The organism is Paraburkholderia sp. GAS333, assembly GCF_050435665.1.
Classification (GTDB): Bacteria; Pseudomonadota; Gammaproteobacteria; order Burkholderiales; family Burkholderiaceae; genus Paraburkholderia; species Paraburkholderia fungorum_A.
In genome coordinates, this window is the sequence record NZ_JBNDKS010000005.1 from 1 (window position 1) to 20,467 (window position 20,467).

17 protein-coding genes and 4 pseudogenes are annotated in these 20,467 nt (G+C 63.4%); 3 read left to right on the plus strand and 18 right to left on the minus strand.

What is annotated here, in order from left to right:
- Positions 1–207: 207 nt before the first annotated feature.
- The 11 genes and pseudogenes from ABH945_RS24980 to ABH945_RS25030 form a co-directional block, all read right to left on the minus strand.
- Positions 208–762 (minus strand): annotated as a pseudogene (locus tag ABH945_RS24980) (phosphonate degradation HD-domain oxygenase); the annotation flags it as partial.
- Between the two features lie 73 nt (positions 763–835).
- Positions 836–1,480: pseudogene (locus ABH945_RS24985) on the minus strand (aldehyde dehydrogenase family protein).
- Positions 1,404–1,742 carry an aldehyde dehydrogenase family protein gene (locus ABH945_RS24990; RefSeq protein ID WP_429252611.1) on the minus strand — a complete coding sequence of 113 codons (339 nt, stop codon included), beginning with the start codon at positions 1,740–1,742 and terminating at the stop codon, positions 1,404–1,406. The pseudogene ABH945_RS24985 and the gene ABH945_RS24990 overlap by 77 nt, the downstream one beginning before the upstream one ends.
- Positions 1,743–1,750: 8 nt before the next feature.
- Positions 1,751–2,005: pseudogene (locus ABH945_RS24995) on the minus strand (aldehyde dehydrogenase family protein); the annotation flags it as partial.
- 36 nt (positions 2,006–2,041) lie between these two features.
- Positions 2,042–2,306 (minus strand): annotated as a pseudogene (locus tag ABH945_RS25000) (alkaline phosphatase family protein); the annotation flags it as partial.
- Between the two features lie 91 nt (positions 2,307–2,397).
- Positions 2,398–3,159 (minus strand): phosphonate utilization associated transcriptional regulator, encoded by a 762-nt coding sequence (locus ABH945_RS25005; protein ID WP_429252305.1) that lies wholly within the window; start codon positions 3,157–3,159, stop codon positions 2,398–2,400.
- Positions 3,160–3,234: 75 nt separating this feature from the next.
- Positions 3,235–4,098, minus strand: coding sequence for a 2-aminoethylphosphonate ABC transport system, membrane component PhnV (phnV, locus tag ABH945_RS25010; protein ID WP_429252306.1), 864 nt, complete (start codon positions 4,096–4,098; stop codon positions 3,235–3,237).
- A complete protein-coding gene (locus ABH945_RS25015; RefSeq protein WP_429252307.1) occupies positions 4,088–5,050 on the minus strand; it encodes a 2-aminoethylphosphonate ABC transporter permease subunit in 963 nt (320 codons plus the stop codon). The genes phnV and ABH945_RS25015 overlap by 11 nt, the downstream gene beginning before the upstream one ends.
- On the minus strand, positions 5,028–6,122 hold the full coding sequence (gene phnT / locus ABH945_RS25020) for a 2-aminoethylphosphonate ABC transport system ATP-binding subunit PhnT (protein WP_074771067.1): 1,095 nt from the start codon (positions 6,120–6,122) through the stop codon (positions 5,028–5,030). Before phnT ends, ABH945_RS25015 begins: the two co-directional genes overlap by 23 nt.
- Before the next feature lie 109 nt (positions 6,123–6,231).
- Positions 6,232–7,323, minus strand: a complete 1,092-nt coding sequence (gene phnS, locus ABH945_RS25025) for a 2-aminoethylphosphonate ABC transporter substrate-binding protein (RefSeq protein WP_074767996.1) — start codon at positions 7,321–7,323, stop codon at positions 6,232–6,234.
- Positions 7,324–8,165: 842 nt separating this feature from the next.
- Entirely contained in the window at positions 8,166–8,921 is a 756-nt protein-coding gene (locus tag ABH945_RS25030; RefSeq protein ID WP_074767994.1) for a DeoR/GlpR family DNA-binding transcription regulator, read from the minus strand.
- A gap of 278 nt (positions 8,922–9,199) precedes the next feature.
- Between ABH945_RS25030 and ABH945_RS25035 the strand changes: the two genes are divergently transcribed.
- The gene (locus tag ABH945_RS25035; protein ID WP_429252308.1) at positions 9,200–10,759 is read left to right on the plus strand and encodes an ABC1 kinase family protein; all 1,560 of its coding nucleotides are present in this window, start codon (positions 9,200–9,202) and stop codon (positions 10,757–10,759) included.
- Between the two features lie 204 nt (positions 10,760–10,963).
- The gene (locus ABH945_RS25040; RefSeq protein ID WP_074767988.1) at positions 10,964–11,836 is read left to right on the plus strand and encodes a DMT family transporter; all 873 of its coding nucleotides are present in this window, start codon (positions 10,964–10,966) and stop codon (positions 11,834–11,836) included.
- 312 nt (positions 11,837–12,148) lie between these two features.
- On the opposite strand, the gene ABH945_RS25045 is transcribed toward ABH945_RS25040, so the two are convergent.
- Positions 12,149–13,210: a L,D-transpeptidase gene (locus ABH945_RS25045; protein ID WP_429252612.1), complete on the minus strand. Its 1,062-nt coding sequence runs from the start codon at positions 13,208–13,210 to the stop codon at positions 12,149–12,151.
- Between the two features lie 494 nt (positions 13,211–13,704).
- Between ABH945_RS25045 and nadE the strand changes: the two genes are divergently transcribed.
- Complete coding sequence (gene nadE, locus ABH945_RS25050; RefSeq protein WP_429252309.1) at positions 13,705–14,562, plus strand: ammonia-dependent NAD(+) synthetase; 858 nt, start codon at positions 13,705–13,707, stop codon at positions 14,560–14,562.
- A 185-nt stretch (positions 14,563–14,747) separates the two neighbouring features.
- On the opposite strand, the gene ABH945_RS25055 is transcribed toward nadE, so the two are convergent.
- From ABH945_RS25055 to ABH945_RS25080, 6 genes are all read right to left on the minus strand, one after another.
- Entirely contained in the window at positions 14,748–15,011 is a 264-nt protein-coding gene (locus tag ABH945_RS25055; RefSeq protein ID WP_074767986.1) for an RNA recognition motif domain-containing protein, read from the minus strand.
- Positions 15,012–15,016: 5 nt separating this feature from the next.
- Complete coding sequence (locus tag ABH945_RS25060) at positions 15,017–15,175, minus strand: hypothetical protein (RefSeq protein WP_201642845.1); 159 nt, start codon at positions 15,173–15,175, stop codon at positions 15,017–15,019.
- A 285-nt stretch (positions 15,176–15,460) separates the two neighbouring features.
- On the minus strand, positions 15,461–15,820 hold the full coding sequence (locus tag ABH945_RS25065; protein WP_429252310.1) for a hypothetical protein: 360 nt from the start codon (positions 15,818–15,820) through the stop codon (positions 15,461–15,463).
- Positions 15,821–15,934: 114 nt separating this feature from the next.
- A complete protein-coding gene (locus tag ABH945_RS25070) occupies positions 15,935–16,585 on the minus strand; it encodes a hypothetical protein (protein ID WP_429252311.1) in 651 nt (216 codons plus the stop codon).
- Positions 16,586–16,963: 378 nt separating this feature from the next.
- The gene (locus ABH945_RS25075) at positions 16,964–18,628 is read right to left on the minus strand and encodes a S10 family peptidase (RefSeq protein WP_429252312.1); all 1,665 of its coding nucleotides are present in this window, start codon (positions 18,626–18,628) and stop codon (positions 16,964–16,966) included.
- A 93-nt stretch (positions 18,629–18,721) separates the two neighbouring features.
- Positions 18,722–20,281, minus strand: coding sequence for a S53 family peptidase (locus ABH945_RS25080; RefSeq protein WP_429252313.1), 1,560 nt, complete (start codon positions 20,279–20,281; stop codon positions 18,722–18,724).
- Between the last annotated feature and the right edge of the window lie 186 nt (positions 20,282–20,467).

A 20,467-nucleotide genomic window follows, 5' to 3' on the forward strand; every position in this document is an offset into this window, starting at 1 on the left:
CCTGCCTACTTCGCTGGAAGCCTTGCCACTGCTGGCTTTCCCGCTTCCCCGTGCTCCGGTATCCGAAGCACGAAAGAGCGAGATTCTAGCGAGCCGCGCAGGCACTTGCAAGCGTTATTTTGATGTGCGTGGATTCGTCAGATTTGACGGAGAAACGGCCGCCTTCGAAGCGGGCCCAGTGCGATCAGAACCATCGCCAGCCCATACAGCCGCATGTTTTCTCATCACCCGCTCAACCAGTCCTAAATAGTGATTCAGATCCGGCGTCGGTTGATTCTGAACTTTCGCCTGGTCGTCCCATTTACGCAGACGCAGCGCGTCTTTCGCGTAGGGCTTCTGCAGAAACGACTCAGCCTCTTCGTCACTAAAGATGCCGCCCTGCAATTCCAGACTGCGCACCGAGTCGGCGGAAAGCTGACCAAAATACGTGGCGTCGATTGCGCACAGGCAGCGCTTGGCGTCGACGTGCAGCCGGATCGGCTCCAGCACCGCATCCGGCAACACCGGTCGCAAGAACGGCAGCGCGAAGTACTGATGCAAGTCGTCGATTCCGCGCTCGGTCGGCGTTTCCCCCTGCAGATTCAGCAAATGCCCAAGGTCATGCAGGAACGCAGCAGCGACCAGCTCGTCGGCGGAGCCCGCCTCTTCGGCCAGTGCGCCGCTCTGCAACGCGTGCTCAAGCTGCGTGACCGGCTCGCCGCTATACGCGAGCGCGCCGTACCGCTCGAACAGCGAACGGATATCGTTCAGACTCAATGCCACTCTCTCACTCCCACGGTAATGAAAAGGTCTTCAGCTTGGTGAAGCGCTTCATCGCTTCCTGAACGCCTTCCTTCTAGCCAAGCCCCGAATCCTTGTTGCCGCCGAACGGCGTCAGCTCGAGCCGGTAACCCGGCACTTCCCACACGTTGACCGTCCCCACGCGCAATTCGTTGATAAAGCGCGTGATCGCGTCCTGCCGGTTCGTACACACGCCCGACGACAACCCGAACGGCGTCCCGTTGCTGATGCGGATCGCGTCGTCGAGCGAATCGAACGCGATGATCGGCGACACGTGGCCGAACGTTTCCTCGCGCACCAGCGTCATCGACGGATCGACGCCGTCGAGCACGGTCGGCGAATACAGTGCGCCGTTGCGTCAATTGCCGACCCGCAGGCGCGCGCCATTCGCAATTACGTCGTTCACACGGGCTTCGAAAAGCTGCGCGGCGGCGATGTCGATTACCGTGCCCATCTGATTGCATATATCGAACGGATCGCCGAACGACCACGCACGCGTCTTTTCAACCACCAGATCGGCGAACTCGTCAGCGACCCGCTTTTGCACCAGCATCCGCTTGACCGCCCTGCAACGCTGCCCGGAGCACTTATAAGAACCCTGCACGGCGAGCGTCGCGGCGCGTTCAAGATCGGCGTCGTCGGGCACAATCAGCGGATCGTCGCCGCCGAGTTCCAGCACGACGCGACGATAAGCCGGCACGCGCCGCAATCGACTTGCCGGTTATTACGCCGCCCGTAAAAGTCACCCGCTCCGCCAACGGATGCGTGGTCAGCTCTTCCTCGATTTCACGCGGAGCGCCGGTCAGCATCTGCAACATCGGCGCAGGCAAGCCGGCCTCATACAGCACATCGGCCAGATGAAGCGCCGACAACAGCACCTTCTCCAACGGCGTCAGCACCACGCGATTATTCGTCGCGATCGCCGGCGCAACCTGGTTCATCGGATGGTTGAACGACGTCATCGCGACGATCAAACCCGCCAGCAGTTCACGCCGCGAAAACACGCGCCGCTTCCTGCCTTGCGGCGTGAGATCGCAAGAGACTGGCCGTCGTCACGCAACGCTTCCATCGACGCGAACCTGAACACGTCGGCCACGCGCCCCATCTCATAGCGCGAGTCCTGCTTCGACAAGCCCGATTCGCGTGAGATCAGATCGGACGCATCTTCAGCGCGGTCACGCAGCGGACCGGCCGCGCATTCGAGAATCTGCGAACGCTCATAGCACGTGAGGGTGGCTGGATAAGTGGCTGCGTAATCGAACGCGGCCGGGTCCCAGAAGTAATTGCCGCAGATGCCATGCACCGACGGCGGCACGCCACACACGATCGACAGATTGTTCGGGTTGGTGAACGACAGAATCACGCAGTCGCCCCGGAATGCGGAGCCGCCTTTGAGCATCGCGCCGATGAACAGCGCGACGCCCGCCGATACCGCCGCGTCGATAGTCGAATTCGCAGCCGTCGACGCACACCACAACGGTCGGTTGCGACGGCAGCCGGTAGCTGCGGCCGTTGACTGCGGCCATTGACTTCGATCGTACGTTCGCTGGAATCCGCCATCGTTACCTTCCATGCGCGCGGGGACACCCGTGCCGTAGTCAATCAGTTGATGCGCTCTCAACCGTCCCGCGAAACGGATGAAGCTGATGAAGCCGATGAAGCCGGCATCCGCACCGCTTCGAGCAGCCCCGCCGGTTCGCACGCTGCGTGAGCGCGCTGCAAGCCGCCGTGCACATGCGCGTGCATCAGCGCGGCGGCATGGTCGGCGTCGCGTGAAGCCAGCGCCGTCAGAATCGCGCGATGCTCGGTCAGCGAGCGCTCCAGCGCGTCCGCCTGCACGGCCAGCGCGGCGCGGCGGAACAGGCTCAATTCGCTCACCAGCCGTCGATACGTCTCGTACAGCTTCAGATTGCCCGCCGACGCCACCAGCGCGTCGTGAAACGCGACGTTCGCGCGGGCGTACGCGTCGTGATCCTGTACATCGACCGCGGCGCGCATCGCGTCGACCCAATCGCGCAGCACCGCGAGCTTGCGAGCGTCGATATTCGCTGCCAGCATCCGGCACGCCGCCTGTTCGAGCACCGCGCGCACCGTGTAAATCTCAGCGGCTTCCGCGAGCGTCACCGTGCGCACGAACACCCCACGGTTCTTCTCGGTGCGCACGAGTCCGGCCTGTTCAAGCGCGCGAAACGCCTCGCGCACCGGCCCGCGCGACACCTGCAGCCGCGCCGCCCAATCGGCTTCGTTGAGCTTGTCGCCCGGCGCGAGCATGCCTTCGACGATGTGCCGCTCGATTTCGTCCCGGACCAGCGTTGTCAGCGAATGCCGGCGCACTACGTCGATGGGATCAACCCCGGCAGATTGCATATTTTCGGTCATTTTGACAAATTTCGCCACATCGACGGATGTTTGTGTGCGGCCCGTGCACACAAACACAACACCCGGATCTGCTCGTCAGTCGATCCGGCGACGCGGCGCGCGCGCGGCGATCAACAGCAGCGCCGCCAGCGAAACCAGCAGCAGAATCAGCGACAGCGCGGAGGCCGGCAGGTAATAGCCGCGCTCCACCTGGCCGACGACGACGATCGGCACCGTCGCGAAGCCCGGCGGATACACGGTAAGCGTGGCGCCGAGTTCGCCGAGCGACAGCGCGAAGCCCAGCGCGAGACTCGCACGGATCGCCGGCACGAGTTGCGGCAGCACGACGCGGCGCAGCACCATCGACGGCGGCGCACCAAGGCTCGCGGCCGCCTCGCGCAGAATCGTCAGTTCCGGGCGCAGCGCGGCGGCGGCGCAGCGGTAGCAGAACGGCAGCACGAGAGCCAACTGCACGAACACGACGATCGCGGCAGAACTGGACAGATCGATCGGCCGCTTGTGATACGCGATCAGCACGGCCAGCCCGAGCACCACGCTCGGCACGCCGTTGGGCATCATCGCGATGGTGTCGACGAAAGCGCCCAGGCCGCGGCGGTCGCGTCCTTCGAGCGCCAGCGCGAGCCACAGCCCGAGAATCGTGCCGAGCACCGCGACCCCCATGCCGACTTCGAGGCTGGTGGTCAGCGCATCGAAGTCGCTCGAACCGAGGCGTTCGAACCAGCGCATGCTGAAACCGTCGGGCAGCATCGTGCCGGACCAGTGCGCGGCCACGCTGGAGAGCGCGACGACCAGCACCGGCAACACGAACAGCCAGAAGCACAGCAACGCGGCAAAGCCGAGGAACAGGCCGCTTAGCATCCGCGTGAGCAGGCTGTGGCGCACCGGCCGCGCCTTTTTATGCATGACCGGCAATACGGTCGGGTCGAGTTCAACGGCCATTGCCCGCTCCTTTCACATGGCGACGGTTGACCTGGCGGTACAACGCATACAGCGACAAAGACATCAGCAGCATCACGACAGCGCCTGCGGCGGCGGTCGGCAGATCGAGGTCGACGGTGGCGGAACTGTAGATCGCCACCGGCAACGTGATCAGATGCGCGCTGCCGAGCACGAGCAGGATGCCGAACTCGTTGAGCGTCAACAGAAAACAGAGGATCGTGCCCGCCGCGATGCCTGGCCACGCGAGCGGCAGGATCACCTTGAACGCGACCATCACGCCGTTCGCGCCGAGGCTGCGTGCAGCTTCGATCAGACGACGATCCAGCAACGCGAACGACGCCAGCGTGGGACGCACGACGAACGGCGCGTAGAACACGACTTCCGCGAGAATCACGCCGCCGACACCGAACAGAAAGTTCAGCGGCGGCTCCTGCAAATGAAACAGCCGCTGCAAGCCGATACTGACCGAGCCTTGCGAGCCGTACAGGAAGATCAGCGTGAACGCGACCAGGAACGACGGAAACGCGACGAACAGTTCGAGAAAGCGCGTGACCATGCGTGCGCCCGGGAACGGCTTGAAGAACAGGATCGACGCGAGCGCCACGCCGAGCAACGACGCAAGACCGGCGCTGGCGAACAGAATCCACAGCGTCGTGCCGATCACGCCGCGCGTTTCGGGATTGCCGAAGAACGTCGAATACGCCTGCACGCTGATGCCGTGCGAACCGGTCAGGCTCAGCATCACCAGACGCACCAGCGGATAGATAACCAGCGGCCCGAGCACCACCACCGCGAGAAACAGCAGATGCCACTGCGCCGCGCGTTCGCGCCGTTTGACGGCCGCGGTGTGCGACGCGGCGCTCGCGTCGCGGCGAGCCTGGGCTTCGGCTTCGGCCTGAACATCGGCCGCGCTCAGCGGCGCAGACACATTAGCGGTTGATAAGGACGACATCGTCAGCCTCATAACGCAGGGAAACACGCGCGCCCTTCTCCGGCATCATGCCGTGGCCGCGCTGCATGGTGACGAGCACCGGTTCGTTGGGCATCGCGTCGAGCACGACCGACACCGACAACACCGCGCCATACCATTCGACCGACGCAATCGCACCATGCAACTGCCCTTCGCCGAGCGGCACGATGCGCAGCGCCTCGGGACGCAAACACGCCACCCGGTCGCGCTCGTTATAGCGCACGTCGTCCATGCTGAACGCGACCTGCGGCGACAGCAGATTCGCCGCGCCCAGGTAGCGCGCGACAAAGCCGTCGGCGGGGGTGTCGTACAACTGCTGCGGCGTGCCGAGTTGCGCGATGCGGCCTTCGCGCATCAGCAGCGTGCGGTCGGACAGCACGAGCGCGTCGTCCTGATCGTGCGTCACGCAGACGATCGTCAGATTCGGCAGTCGCTCGTGCAGCGCCTTCAGTTCGGAACGCACCGATGCGCGCAGATTGGCGTCGAGTGCGGAAAGAGGTTCGTCGAGCAACAGCACGTCTGGCTCGATCACGAGCGCGCGGGCCAGCGCCACACGTTGTTGCATGCCGCCCGACAGTTGCGCGGGCATCACATGACCGGCGTCGCCGAGTTGCACGAGCTTCAAAGCATCGGCGACACGGCGTGCGACGTCTTTCGACGGCGTGCGACGCGCGCGCAAACCGAACGCGACGTTGTCGAACACCGACAGATGCGGGAACAGCGCATAGCTCTGAAACAGCAGACCGAGGTTGCGCTTATGCGGCGGCACGTGCGTGAGATCGTGGCCGGCCACGGTCAACGTGCCGGACAGTCCATCTGCTTCGATAAACCCGGCGATGAAACGCAGCAGCGTGGTCTTGCCGCAACCGCTGCGGCCGAGCACCGTCAGCAATTCGCCGCGCTGGATGGTCAACGACAGATCGTCGAGCACCGTGCGCGAACCGAAGCGCACCGTCAGATGGTCGATCTGCACGCCGCCCGGCGTAGTCGAACGCGCGAGCGCGTCCGGTGAGGCGCCGAGCGCGCCAGGTTGAGCAAGACTGGCGGTATTCACCGGGTTCATCCTCCAACAAGATTAAAGCTGATGCGGCGTCTCCATGACTGTGAGACGCCGCCTGAATCGACTACTTCACATCGGATCGCCGTCGCTGGCGAGCCGTGGCTTACTTCGGCTTGACCACTTCGAGCTGCTTGCCCGACGAACCGATCACGTCGTTCTTCCAGCGCGTGGTCCAGTCCGCCTTCTTCGCCATCACCTGATTCCAGTCCACCGGAATCAGCTTCACGCCCGTAATTGCCTGCTTGACGGCTTCGCCGTTCTTGCCGGCGAGCGGCACGTCGGTACGGCCCGGAATGCCGAAGATGTCCGGCACCTTGGCCTGCACGTCCGTCGACATCAGATAGTCGATCAGCTTCTTGCCTTCAGCCTGGTTCGGGCCGCCCTTGATCAGGCCGATCGCGTACGGCAACTGGAACGTGGTCGGCTGACCGCCGGGGGCGGCAGCGAGGAACACCGGCTTGAGCGACAGGCCGCCATTTGCTGCATCGTCGAGATCCATTTGCAGATCGCCGTTGGCCACCGCGATTTCGTTGCGCGACAACAGCACGTCGAGATAGCCCGTGCCCTTGGTGTGGAACTTGGCGCTCTGTTCGAGCTTCTTCAGATAATCGAACGCCTTGTCTTCACCCATCAGCGACGACGTCAGGATGATCACGGCCATGCCGTCGCCCGCCGTCGCCGGGTTCGAATACGCGACCTTGCCGCTGAAGTCCGGGTGCAGCAGATCGGCGAACGTCTTCGGCTGGTTCTTCGTGACGTCCGGGTTGATCGCGAACGAGAAGTAGTTGTTCACGAAAGTCGCCCACGCACCGTTCGGCGCCTTCGCGATGGCCGGCACGTTCTTGTAGTTGGCGCTCTGGTAAGCCTGCAGCAATCCAGCCTGATCGGCTTGCTGGATGAACGGCGGCAACGTGACGATCACGTCGGCCTTCGGCTGGTCCTTCTCGATGGTCGCGCGGTTCACCACTTCACCGCTGCCCGCCGTGACGATGTTGACCTTCACGCCTTCTTTCTTTTCGAAAGCCGGCAGCACGTCCTTGTAGAGGTTCTCCAGGCCGTCGGCGGTGTACAGCACCACGGCGTCGGCCGCGTGAGCCTGCACTGCCATGCCGCCGAACGCAGCCGCGGCGACCAGCGCCGGCAACAGCTTGCGTGCGAAACCGGCCGTGACTTGAAGGGAATTCGTCTTTGTCATGTCGCTCTTCTCCGAAAGGCAAAAAACCAGACGGTCGGGATATCCCGATACCTGTTGTGATTGAACGGCGGTAGCGCCGCGCCGCTTGCGTGTTGCCCGCAGCCAGTTGCCGGTCGCTTTCTGCCCCGCTTTGACGCGGAATCGCGCGGCTTGCGCGCAGATTGCAGATTGCCAACAACTTCGCCGCGTCTTCTTCAGCCTGACCTGCAGTTCACTGACGACTTCGCGCTGCCTGCCATGCCTGAACGGGCACGGCAAGAATCACAGGTTTCCATGACAACGCCATGACGATTGTGGCGAATTCCAAAAAATGACACAAATCGCCAATAATAGCCAAAGCGATCGAATGGCAATCTGCTGCGGATCCGGACGATTGCTGTGACGATTGAAGCTTGTTGCAGGCGTTGACCCGGCCTCGATCCGGCTAGACGCGCAGTGTCCCCGGCACGGCCAGAAACGGCACGCTTCGATTGGGATTGACGGTCGAATGAATGACTCGAGGCGTGCGCAGCAGAATCGTATATGGCGAAAATGACGGCGTACGCGCATTGCATGAAAGCGCTGAAAATTCGCGGCTCAAGCGGCCTTTGACACGCCGACGTCACGCGACTCAGGGCCGGCTTGCGGACAACGGCGCGTATTGTGCCCTTCCGGCGGGGATCTTGCAGCGAAGGGCGGCTTGAGTTGGGCAGAAATTGAGCGAGAGGGGTAGCGTCCGCCAGCATCGTGACGCGCGGCCTCTTGCCTGAGTACCGTTTGGTCACGCAGCGTCAGCCTGAGCACCAGAACATGAGGCATCAACCTGAGCGCTGCCAGGCCGAGCTCTGTCGGGCTGACGGGCGTCAGGCGATCACGATTTCAGGACCGTGCGCGGTGATCGCTTTGCCGAGCGCGCGCTCGGGCGCCAGTTCGGTGACCAGATAGCGCGCCGACTCGATACCGTTGATACGCACCGGCGTCACGCGGCCGAACTTCGAATGATCGGCGACCACCACCACCGTGTCGGCGGCGGCGATCATGCGGCTGCGCACTTCGGCGGCCATGCGGCTGTAGTCGGTCAGATAACCGTCCGGCGAAATCCCGCCCGCGCCGATGAACGCGAAGTCCGCGTGGTACTGCGTCAGTTGATGGACCGTGTCGAGTCCGAAGGTGGCGTCTTCGATATCGGAAAGCTCGCCGCCCAGCAGCGTGATGCGGTTGTCGTTGCGGCGGCCGAGCAGCAGCGCGATGCGCCAGTCGTTGGTATAGACCGCGAGCCGGTGGCGGTCGAGCAGCGCGCGCGCCACGGCCTGGGTGGTGCTGCCCGAGTCGATGATCAGCGATGCGCCGTCGGGCACGTACTCCGCCGCGCGCTCGCCGATCGCACGCTTCGCGCCGGCGTTCGCGGCTTCACGCGTGTCGAGGTCGGGCTCGCGGCGGTCGCTCGAGAGCGCGCCGCCGTGCGTCGTGACGAGCAGTCCGCGCCCGGCCAGCGCGTTCAGATCGCGACGGATGGTTTCGCGCGATACGTTCAGTTCACGCACCAGTTCAGCGACCGAGAGCGCGCCCGTTTTGGCGACTTGAGCGAGGATGTATTGGTGACGTTGTTCTGCAAGCATCTGTTGAAAGCCGGAAGCCGGCACGCTGGAGGTTCGCCACGGTTGGAGAAGGCCGCCGTATTGTATTACGCGTCGCCTGATGATGCGGCGCAGGCCCATTCGTGCCTCGCGCCCCCGCGCCGCTTACGCAGCGCTTACCGTGCGCCCGCAGGCACCGATCGTGCGACTCATCTCGCGCTTACCTGCTAACCTTAACGACCCGAGCCGGAAAGCGTCCGCTTGCTCCGGCTGCATGCCGATACCATCACGACCGCAGCACCCCGCTTAACGAACTGCCGATGCCGCCACTGTTTCGCCGTCTATTGCTGCTGTTCCACGCGCTGCGTTACGGCGCGCGCCTGATCTGGCTTGCCGCGCCGCAGGGGCACAAGCTGCACTGGATCATCGAAATGGTCGGCCGCGTGCATGCATCGGGCAACAGCGGCCGCGGTCTGCAAGGCGTGCTGCCTGCGCTCGGTCCGCTGGCGAGCCGGTTTGCACAGACGCTCGCCGAGCGGCCCGAACTCGCGTCCGGCACGTTGCACGATGCAATCGACGCGATCGATCACATGGAAGCGCCTCTGCCGCCGCGCGAATCCGAAGAGGCGCTGGCGCGCGCATTCGGGCATCCGCTGGCGGCGATCTTCAGCGCCGTCGATCTCGTGCCGGTGCGCACCGGCTTCGCCGAGCAGACCCATTTCGCGCGCCTCCTTACGCCGGTCAAAGGGCATAGCGAAGTGGCGATCAAACTGGTACGCGCCGACCAGTTGCAGCAAATCGGCGACGAACTCGCGCTCTTGCGCTGGGTTGCCCGATGGCTCGAAAAACTCTCCGGCTCCGCACGCTGCCTGCAACTGCGCAAACTCGCGCAAAGCTTTTCGGACGACATCCAGCGCCGCTTCGATCTGCGCGCCGAAGCCGCCAACCTGAGTCAGACCGGCCATCATTTCGACGGCGACAAACGGATCGTCGTGCCGGACGTGATCTGGGATCTCTGCACCAACCACACGCTGACCATGCAGCGCATCAACACGTTGCCCGCGAGCGATCTGCCTGGCCTGCATGCACATCATGTGAAGCTCGCGCCGCTGGCCGCGCATATCGTCGAGGTCGTGACCGAGCAGGCGTTCGAGCACGGCTTCTTTCACGCGACGCTCGATGCGCGCCGGGTGCGCGTGAGCATCGAACCGGACACGCTGGGGCGGCTCGTGCTGGCGGAATTCTCGATCATGTCGACGCTCTCCACCGGCGAGCGCGAGTTCTTCGTGCATGGCGCGACCGCGCTGTTCGACCAGGACTACGGACGTCTCGCCGACATGCATCGCGATGCCGGGCATGTTCCTCACGACACGCGCACGGAGATGCTCGAAGCCGAATTGCGCACGCGCGCCGAAGCCCACTTCGCAGCGAATCCCGAAGACCGCTCGGCGGGTTCGCTGTTTCACCATCTGCTGCACTCAGTGCATCCGTTCGACGGCGCCGTGTCCGGCCGTCTCGCCACCGCGCAGCGCTCGTTTCATCAGGCGGAAATGCTGGCGCGCGCGCTGCATCCGGGCGTCGATACGTGGAACATCACGCGTGGCGTGCTGGCCGGAATCGCGCAACGCGATGTCGATCATCGCGGCTGGATCAAGCGGATTTCGCGCGAGTTGCCGCATCTCGCGCATATGCTGCCGCGCGTGCCGCAACTGGCGGTGCGCTATTTGCAGCACGAGCATGACCGCGCGCGGACTCCGCAGCAGAACGCCAGGTTGATCGCGGATATCGGGCGCGAATACCGGCGCACGAGGACGTTGTTGTGGGCGTGCGCCGTGTGTGGCGGAGTGCTCGGGGCCGGGGCCGTTTTGCTGATGTGGTGAGCGCGCGCGGCGTCGCTCGTGGCTCGCGGCTCGTTAATTGCGATGGCGTTGAGCACGTGACGTCTGGTCTGCTCACATGGGCATGCGAAGCCGCCGACACGTGCCACCCTGCTCCGATGGCTTCATTTGCTCCATTGCAGCTTCGAACAAGACATGCTTCGTCCGTCGCGACAAGATGGCGGCTTTTCACCACGCTCCCTGCCGATGCTTGCTTCCCTGATCGCCGCCGTCTTTGTCGTTCTTTGGTCGACCGGTTTCGTGGTTGCCCGTGCGATCACCCCCTACGCCGACCCCAACCTGTTTCTACTCGCGCGCTTCGGCGGCACGGCGCTGATATTCGCGCTTGCCGCGCTGGTCACGCGCGCCGCCTGGCCGACGGGACGCGACCTCGGCAAGCATCTGCTCGCGGGCGCCCTGCTTCAGGGCGTGTACCTCGGCGCCGGCTACTGGGCCGTCGCGCAGGGCATGAGCGCGGGCGTGATGGCTCTGCTCGGCGCGTTGCAGCCGCTCGCGACCGCGGCCGTCGCCGCGCCGCTGTTCGGCGAGCGTCTGTCGCGGCGCGGCTGGACCGGCATGGCGCTCGGCCTCGCGGGCGTCGTGCTGGTGCTCGAACCCAGGCTGACCGTGGCCGCGCCCGTTGCACAGCATGGGCATGCACCGGGCTGGCTGGTCGTGCTTATCTCGATCGTCGCGGTCATCGCTATCACGGCAGGTACGTTGTTCCAGAAAACCTCGCTGGCGAAGGCCGATATCCGCACGGCGAGCGCGGTGCAGAACTTCGGCGCGGCAATCGTCGCGGCAGTGCTGGCGATGGCGCTTGGCGAACATCGCTGGATTGCATCGACGACGCTGTGGGCGTCGCTGGCGTGGGGCATCGTGATGCTGTCCGGCATCAGCGTGACCTTGCTGGTCTGGATGGTCAGACGCGGCGATGCGGCACGCGCCACCGCGCTGATGTTTCTCGCGCCGCCGCTTGCGGCACTTGAAGGGTATGTGGGCTTTGGGGAAATGCTGTTGCCGGTGCAGATTGGGGGGTTTGTGCTGGCGTTGGTGGGGGTTTTGCTGGCGCGGTCGTGATGGCGGCTGTGGTGGTAGCGGCTGTGGCGGTGGTAGCGGTTGTGATGGAGATGCGCTCGGGGTGGCATTGCGCGGATCAGCCGAAGCCGCGCTGCGCTTCCATGTGCCGCTGATCGCTCCACGCCGCTCGCCGCTTCCTCAAGGCTCAACCAGTACAGCGAATCGCCATTGCCCGTGCAATTCGCGAATCGCGCTCCTTTCGTGCTGACAATCGTGATCCATCGAAAACAGCCGGGCACGCCTGCCTCGAACACCGAAGCAAGTGCAGCCCAAAAGAGCTAACGGCGTCGCGCCCCACCGCCGCGCCCCAATTCAATCCCCCGTATCCGCCCCCGCCGGCATTCTGGCCTGCGCCTTGCCGCCCGGCGCCGGCGCCCACGTCGGACGGCTCTTGCGCTGCGAGTCCACCACGACGATATAACGCCCCGCCCACGGCGTAATCTGCCGATCGCTCTTCAACACCCACAGCGACTTGCCGGAATCGATCAGCGCGGCATACTCGGCATCGAGAATGCCGTAATGATCGAGAAACGTGTTGAGCGATGCGGGCATTCGCACGCATCCCTTCGAATGACGGATGCCGAGCAACGGCTCGAGCCGGTCGGGATCGGTGGCGTGCAACTGGAAACGCATCTGCGACATACCGCCTTTACCCCAGCCGCGTTCGCCCTGCGCCCAGCCGAGATCGAAAATGCGCATGTCGCGCTTGCCGTATCCGCGAATGTGGTTTTCGTTCTGCGTGCCCTCCGAGCGGAAATCCATGTTGGCGGGCGTGTGTTCGAACACGCCGAGCGGTGTGACGAAATGGTCGTATTCGCCCGGCCTGCCCGTCGACACCGGCGACGCGCCGATCATCTGCCAGGTGTCGGCCGGGGTCGCGCGAAAATAGATCAGCAGCGCCTGCACGTTCGGGTTGCGGTCGACCAGCACGACATATTCGCCCGACAGATTGCCGAGCGTGTTTGCGTCGAGCGCCGCTTGCAGGCGATCGGCGTAGGCGCTCTGTTCGGACGAGGGCACCTTCAGCCTGCGTGTCACGTTCTGCGCGAACACGGCGCGCAACAAGAACGCGCGACGCGGATCGACGACACCGGCCGCGTCGGGCGCGGCAAGCGCGGACGCGTTGATGGCGGTTAGCGGGTGGCTCGTCGGAGCGGAGGCGGAGGCGACGGAAGAAGCGGCGGAGGCGGACTTTGATTTTGAAGCCGAGGCGGACTTCGAGGCCGAGGTCGCTTTTGAAGCAGAAGCAGCCTTCGAAGCCGAAGCGGATTTCGAAGCCGAAGCGGTCACCGTAGTCTTCTCAGGCGCCGACGCAGCGACCGCTACCCCCGATGACATCGCAAAGAAAACCGCGCCCGCTGCAAGCATCAGCATCAACCACCGCAACACGAACAGCAGCGAACGATCCACGCTCACCCGGAACAGACGCAAACACACAAACGTTCCCACGCGCCCACCATCCGGCGACGCAGAAGTCAGGCGGTCCAATACAGGCTGGCCAAACCGATTTGGGTTGTTCATCGCGTATCAGAGCAAACCTGATTATTATTGACTGCTCGCCGGTTGATGCAGCGCCCCGGCACGAGGATGTTACTAAGCGCACTAGCGTCTGTCGATGAATAGAAAATCGGTTCGCCAATATCGCGGCAATAGCCAGAGGTATTCGAGTATTTGCACAACATTTGCGAGCGCCTATATAAACGATTTCAAAACCACTAACGCGGCTGAAGCGACAATGACGCTGTCGCGTTCTGCACACTGCAGCAATCCCGAAGCCCGGACGCAACTCGTTCCACCATTTACTTTATTTGCCGCATGCGGCGCGTTATCGACAATGCGCAGGTAGGCGCGAACCACAGGACATCATCATGAAGAACGACCCAGTCTCCCGTCAGGCAAGCATCGCAGCAGAGATGCACGTGAGCGCCGAATTCGACGCCGGGCGTGAAATTGAACGCCGGGTCGATTTTCTGACGAATTATTTGCGCAGCAGCGGCCTGAAGACTTATGTCCTCGGTATTAGCGGCGGTGTCGATTCCACAACTGCCGGACGACTTGCGCAACTCGCGGTCGAGCGTTTACGCGCCGATAATTACGATGCGCATTTTGTCGCAATACGTTTGCCTTACGGCGAACAGAAAGACGAAGCCGATGCACAGACGGCATTGCAATTCATTCGCGCCGACGAAAATATCGCTATCGACATCAAACCGGCGGCCGACGCCATGCTCGCGGCACTCGGTAATAGCGGCGTGCTATTTGCCGACGAATCGCAGCAGGATTTCATCCACGGCAATATCAAGGCACGGCAGCGGATGATTGCGCAGTACGCGGTAGCCGGCACGCGAAGGGGCGTGGTGATCGGCACGGACCACGCGGCTGAATCGGTGATGGGCTTTTTCACCAAGTTCGGCGACGGCGGCGCCGATGTGCTGCCGCTTACGGGATTGAACAAGCGTCGCGTGCGAGCAGTGGCCAAGGCGCTGGGCGCGCCGGAAACATTGGCGCACAAGGTGCCGACCGCCGACCTGGAAATGCTGCGCCCGTTGCGTCCGGACGAGGACGCGTACGGCATCCCGTATGACTCGATCGACGACTTTCTGGAAGGCAAACCGGTTGGCGATGCCGCGCGCGATGTCGTCCTGCGTTTTTACGACGCCACGCGCCACAAGCGGGCGTTGCCGTACACGCCGTTCGATTGGCCGACGACGACGGATGGGGAATGAAACCAGACCGCACGCGGCGAACGGGAAAGCAACGCTCACTCGCCGCGCATTGCGCCGCGTATGAGCACATCAACTAACGCTAGCTCATGGCGCAAAAAAACACGGCGAAACAAACCGCTTCGCCGTGTTTTCAATCTGCGTCAACCAATCGGTGCGCACCGCGCCCGCTATTCGATCGCCAATAATCAGTGCGCGGGCGGCTCGTCGGTAAAAAGATCCGCGCTCGCTTCGAGCGTCTGACCGCCCAACTGCTTGCCGTGAATCTGCCGCGCAATTACATCGCCGACGTAAGGCACATTCGCGTCCAGTTCGACCGTGGCGTAAGCCGAGGGCTTGCCGGCGTCGATCACCTCGACGTTTTTCGCATAGTGCCCAAGCTCATGCTTCAGAAACTCCCGCACGTCCTGCTCACTGCACGATTCGGCGATATTGCGCACGATCAGGTTCATGCGCTCTACCCTCTACGCGTACTGCGGCCCGCGCCACGATCCGCCGACTGCACGCGCACCGGGCGCAGTGCTGCTCGTTGCTTCGCCTGGGCGGCGGCCAATTCGCGGATGAGTGCGGCGCCAGCGGCGCCCAAAGCAGCCAATGACAGATAGAAGGCAATCATTTAAATCTCCTCAGCGAATTTCGTCCTGTAATCAGGATAGCCATATTCGACAGCAAAAGCGACGCAATAACGTATTGCAAAAACGGAATTCACTTTCTCCGTTAATGCACTGTACCCGAATAAGCCGCGTCAAAAATAGCGAAACGCCCTGGGTTTAACGCGAATCATGGGTTGGCCCACACTTGCAATTGACAATTCACCGCCTGTCTTTTGCAAAAAACGGGCCGCGGTATCCAGACGGCATCCTGCGGGGACTTGAGGCCTGCGGCGGATTGATCGACGGGATCAGTCCGCTGCTTCTACGTTGGCCGCGCTCACCCACCACGCGTTCTTGCCCTGCGGCAGTTGGACCAGTACCGCTGACGGGTCGGCTACGCCGTTGTCGGCGATTGCGCATACGGACAGGCCGTCGGGCAGGCGCTTCACCTCGCCCGCCGACTGGAACAGCGCGATGCGCTGCGCGTTCGACGGTTGCGTCGCGCGCAACTGCTGGTAAACGTCGAAGCTGATTGCCGCCGGCACGTCGCCGCGGATCTGCAAGGCGTCGGCGCTGCCGCAACGCGCGGGCTCGGCGGCGAGTGCGGCGGTGCTGCCCAGCAGGCTGCCGAAAGTGAGGGCCACGGCCATGAGGCGTGAAGGGTTCATCGTAATTCTCCGGAAAAATTAGGCGCAGCCTGTAGCAATTACACGCTGCGCGCCTGAATACGCGCGGACGAACGCACCCGCGAAGACGGCAGCCCGGCAGGCGTCACCTCGGCGTCAGGGCGCACTGTCGCGTTCGGCGGGGCGGCCATTATCGCCGGTGGCGACGTCGAGCCGGCTTATGTCGCAGGACGTCTGGCTGAAGCCCGAATACACCACCGACCAGTTTCCGACGATCGCAGCCTGTGCTTCGGCGAGGCTCAGCTTGCCTTCGCAGACGCAGCGCTTGAGCATGACGGCCGCGCGAGCCTTGCGGCGCTCGCCTTGCTGGCCCGCCCACGGCACGAGGTCGAGGTTCGCGGGAGCATCCGGCGAGCCGCCGAGCACGATGGGCACGCGCCGGTCGAGCGCGAAGGAAACGCCGCTTTCCGCGTCGATGCCTCGCTCGGCCAGCAGATGATCCTTGTGCGCCATCAGTTCGTCGAACGGAGGTGCAACCGTGTCGGCATAACCGGGGCGGCAAATTGTCTCGCCCACCGATTCCTGCGTCACGCGCTCGTCGAGCATGCTGCTTTCCTGTGCGCTGGCCGCGCCGGTCCGCAAAACCACAAGCGCTCCGAGGCCGAGCAACAGCGCACGCCAACGTCTGCGAGTGAAGCGTGAAAACGCCGCCTGATTCGTGAACCGGGGCGGATCCGGCCGGTACGTACTGCGGTTTGGGTCGCTGGAAAGCTGGATGCGACGCCTGTCGGCAATGTCTGCGTTCATTCGTCGGCGCACCGTTGGTGGCACGCAATAGTCAATTCGCAGACTAATTAAAACACATTCAATATAGCTGGGTGTAAAAGGCGCACTCGTAAAAGCAGTGATGGAAGATTGATGGGCAGGGTTCGGAGCGATTTTGGGTTACAGGGTGTGGACTTAACGATGCGGGCGGCGACACGAGCAGATCAGTCGTGACATACAACGAATGGCACGAGTTTCGGGGCAACTGCACACGTTGCGGGGAGAGAGCAAAAAAGCAAAAGGCAACGCGCAAAACCTGCGCGTTGCCCTCGCGTCTTCACACAACGACGGCCATCCGGTTCACCGACGCCACCTCGCAAGTCCATGAACTCGCATGCGGCAGCGGATCAACCGACCGCCCTACTGCGCCACTCGCGCCTGCAACGCGCGAATCCGCCCCACCGCCTGCGTGTTCGACACCGTCGAGTCGTACATCGCCGCGAGATCCGCCTTCAAAGCGGTACGCGACCCGCCGTCGAGATAAACCATATGCCCCGACGGATAGAAACGCGCCGACAGGTTCTGCCTGACCTGCTGACTCAGCAGCGGCATCTGCTGCAGATCCAGCACCGTCTGATAGAACGGCGTCACGTAATCGAAGAAACCGTTCGCCGACAGCACTTTCAGGTCGGGATTGAGCGCCATCACCGCCGCCAGGTCGCCGGCTGTGTACAGAATGACGTTGCCCTTCGAGTCGAGCCCCTTCTGTGCGCCAGTCGGGTCGATATGGCCGAAATCCCAGTACTTGAACGCCTGATCGTTCAGGTCAGTGAACGACGAGTTCGATGTGTACTTCAACTGCTCGTTAAGATACACGTTCCACATCGTCGTGTAGACGCCGGTCACGGCCGTCATGGTCGGGTCGTTGCCGCCCGAGTTGGGGTCGATCTTGCCCGCGATGCCGGTGTCGATCGCGGTCACGCGTCCGTCATATTCGCCGAGCGCCAGCCCTTGCGACTTCAGCAACGTGGTCAGGAAAAGCGAATTGCCACGGCTGTCGTACGCCGCAATGTCGAGGCTCCACGCGAGCAACGTCGTCTTGTCGATGCCGGTGTATTCGCTCAGCTTTTCGACGGTCGCCGAGTCGGTGGTCGGAAACTTGCGCAGCGCCGCGAGGTAGTCGGTGCGCGAGAATTGCGCGACCTCCTCGGCGAACGCGCCAAGGTCGGTCGGACGCGGCGCGAGGCCGAGCTTCTTGTGATACCACGCGTCCGCCGCGGCCGTGGGCAGCGTGCCGACCGGGTTGCCGGACTGCGTGTAATCGAGAATCGACGATTGCAGCGTGATGCCGTTCAGATCGACGCCATCTTCATGCAACCGGTACGCCAGCACACAACTGCGCGCCGTACCGTACGACTCGCCGTACAGATACTTCGGCGAATTCCAGCGGTTGTTCTTCGTCAGAAAGCGCTTGATGAACTGCTTGAGCGAGTCGGCGTCCTGATCGACGCCCCAGAACGCGCGATTCGTTTTCGGCGCGATCGCCGCCGAATAGCCGGTGCCGACCGGATTGATGAAGACGAGATCGCTCTTGTCGAGCAGGCTGTCGGGGTTGTCTTCCATCGCGTACGGCGCGGGCGGTGTGAAGCCCGGCATCGAGGTCTTGATGCGGCGCGGCGCGAACGATCCCAGCAGCACGAACACCGACGATGACCCCGGCCCGCCGTTATAGAAGAACGTGACCGGGCGAGCCTCTTCCTTCTGGTTGTCCTGCGTAAACGCCACGTAGAACATCCGCGCTTCGGGTTGCGAGCTGCTTGGATCGACGATCACCAGATGACCAGCGGTGGCCGTGTAGTTGATCTTGTGCCCGCCAATCGTGATCGAATGATGCGTGATCGCGGCGGTTTCGGTGGTGTCGGTGACCGAATCGTCCGGTCCGTTGCCGTAGGCGACCGGATCGAAGAACGGCTGATCCGCGCTTTTGCGCGCTGCGCTGGCGGGCGTCGAAGCGGCGGAAGCGCCCGATGCGTGAGAATTGTGCGGCGACTGCGGACTAACGGAAGCTGATTCTGTGCTTGTCATGATCGCTCCATGGGTTCGTTCACGTCTTGCAGGCTGCCCCTTTGGGGCTTTCTTCAATGCTCCCGAACGCCTTCTCCGGGAGCGAGTTGCAAACTATAGTGCGGCCGCCACTTTCTGACCATTGGGACTGCCGAGCCCTGTGCAGGCATCCCAACCCGGCGTCGCCGCGAAACTGCCGTTGTTGCCCTGCGTGATGTCGTTGCACACGCCCGACGCCTTATACAGCTTCGGGTTGACGAACCCTGCCGGCTGTCCGCTCGCCGCGTTGATCCGCGCGATCAGCGCCGCCCACAGCGGTGCGACCGCGCTGGTGCCACCGACCACCGTCTGTTCGCCGTCGATCAACACGCTGTAGCCGGTGACCGGCGACGCATCGCCCGCCACATCGGGCACACCGCGCCCGCTGAGCGGGGTCTTGCCGCCGTTCGTCGAAGTCGACGACAAACCGTTCTGCCACACCGGCACCGGAAATGCCTGGCTCACGCCACCGCCGGTCGCGCCGCCCTGAGCACCGTCGTTCCACACGACTTCATGCGAAATGGACGTGCCGGACGCGGTCAGATTCGTGCCGCCGCATGCGAGCACATACGGGCTCGACGCAGGAAAGTCGACCTGATTGCCGCTGCCGGAGCCGTCGCTCGAGCCGCTGTCGCCCGACGCGACGCAGACCGTGACGCCAAGCGCCGCTGCCGACTGCAACACGCTGTTGAAGGCCTTGATCGACTGGCTGGTCCAGTTCGATTCCGGGCCGCCCCAACTGATCGAAATAACCGACGGTTTGTTGGTCGTGTCGTGCACCGCGCGGCTCACCGCGTCGATGAAACCGGCATCGCTGTTCTGCGTGAAATACACGGCAATGGTTGCCCCCGGCACGATCGATCCGACGATCTCGATGTCGAGCGTGACTTCACCGTCCGGGCCGTTCGGATCGCCGCTCGGCTGGTTGCTGCCCTGATCGACGCCGACAGATTTCACCGTCGGCGACGCAACACCGAGGCTCGCAAAGTAGGACTTGAGATCGGACGTGTTATAGCCGCCGCCCAGCTCGATGATGCCGACGCACTCGCCCTTGCCATCACCCTGCGGAAACTGGTAGAGCGACGCAAGTTGCGGTGGAGTAAACGACACCTGCCGCCCTTTGGCCGGCTCGAACGGCGGCCTGATACGGAAGTGCGGCCGCGCCTGAGGCCGGTTATCGAGCCCGAGCACCGCCTCGACCACGCCGTGCAGATCGTCCGGCACGCTGATCGTGCCGGTGCGTCCACGGAACTGCCCCACGCTGTGATGCTCGTAATGTTCCAGCTTCACGCCGAACGCGCTCTGGAACTGCGCAATCGTGCCGCTCAACAACACCGAGCGCGCCGCCGGATCTTCGCGAACCACCGTCAGGCCATGTGCCTGCGCGAAGGTTTTGACTTTCGCGACGTCGTCGGGCGCGGCGCCGAAATCTTTGGCTAATGCCTCACGCGACAACGGTTTGACGCCGGGGTCGCCGGCTTCGATTTTGCTCATCAACGCGTCGAATTGCGCTTGCTGCTGGCGGCGCAGCATCACGAATACTTCGATCCGTTCCGCTGGATCGCACTGCCCGACGACTTTCGAACCCTGCTCTACGTTTCGCTCGCTTCCCGGCAACGGATGCTTGGTGACCATGGTATCGACTCTCCTGTAAGCGTGACGCGCGGCCCCGATGGACCAGACGGTGGACACCAGCACGGCACGCGCCTGCACGACCTCATCGCGTCATTGATCGACGGGACCGACGCGTGAGTTGATGTTTCAAGGACCTCGTCAATCCGTCCGACCAAAGCATTCGAACACAGTTCCGGCGCGCCCGAC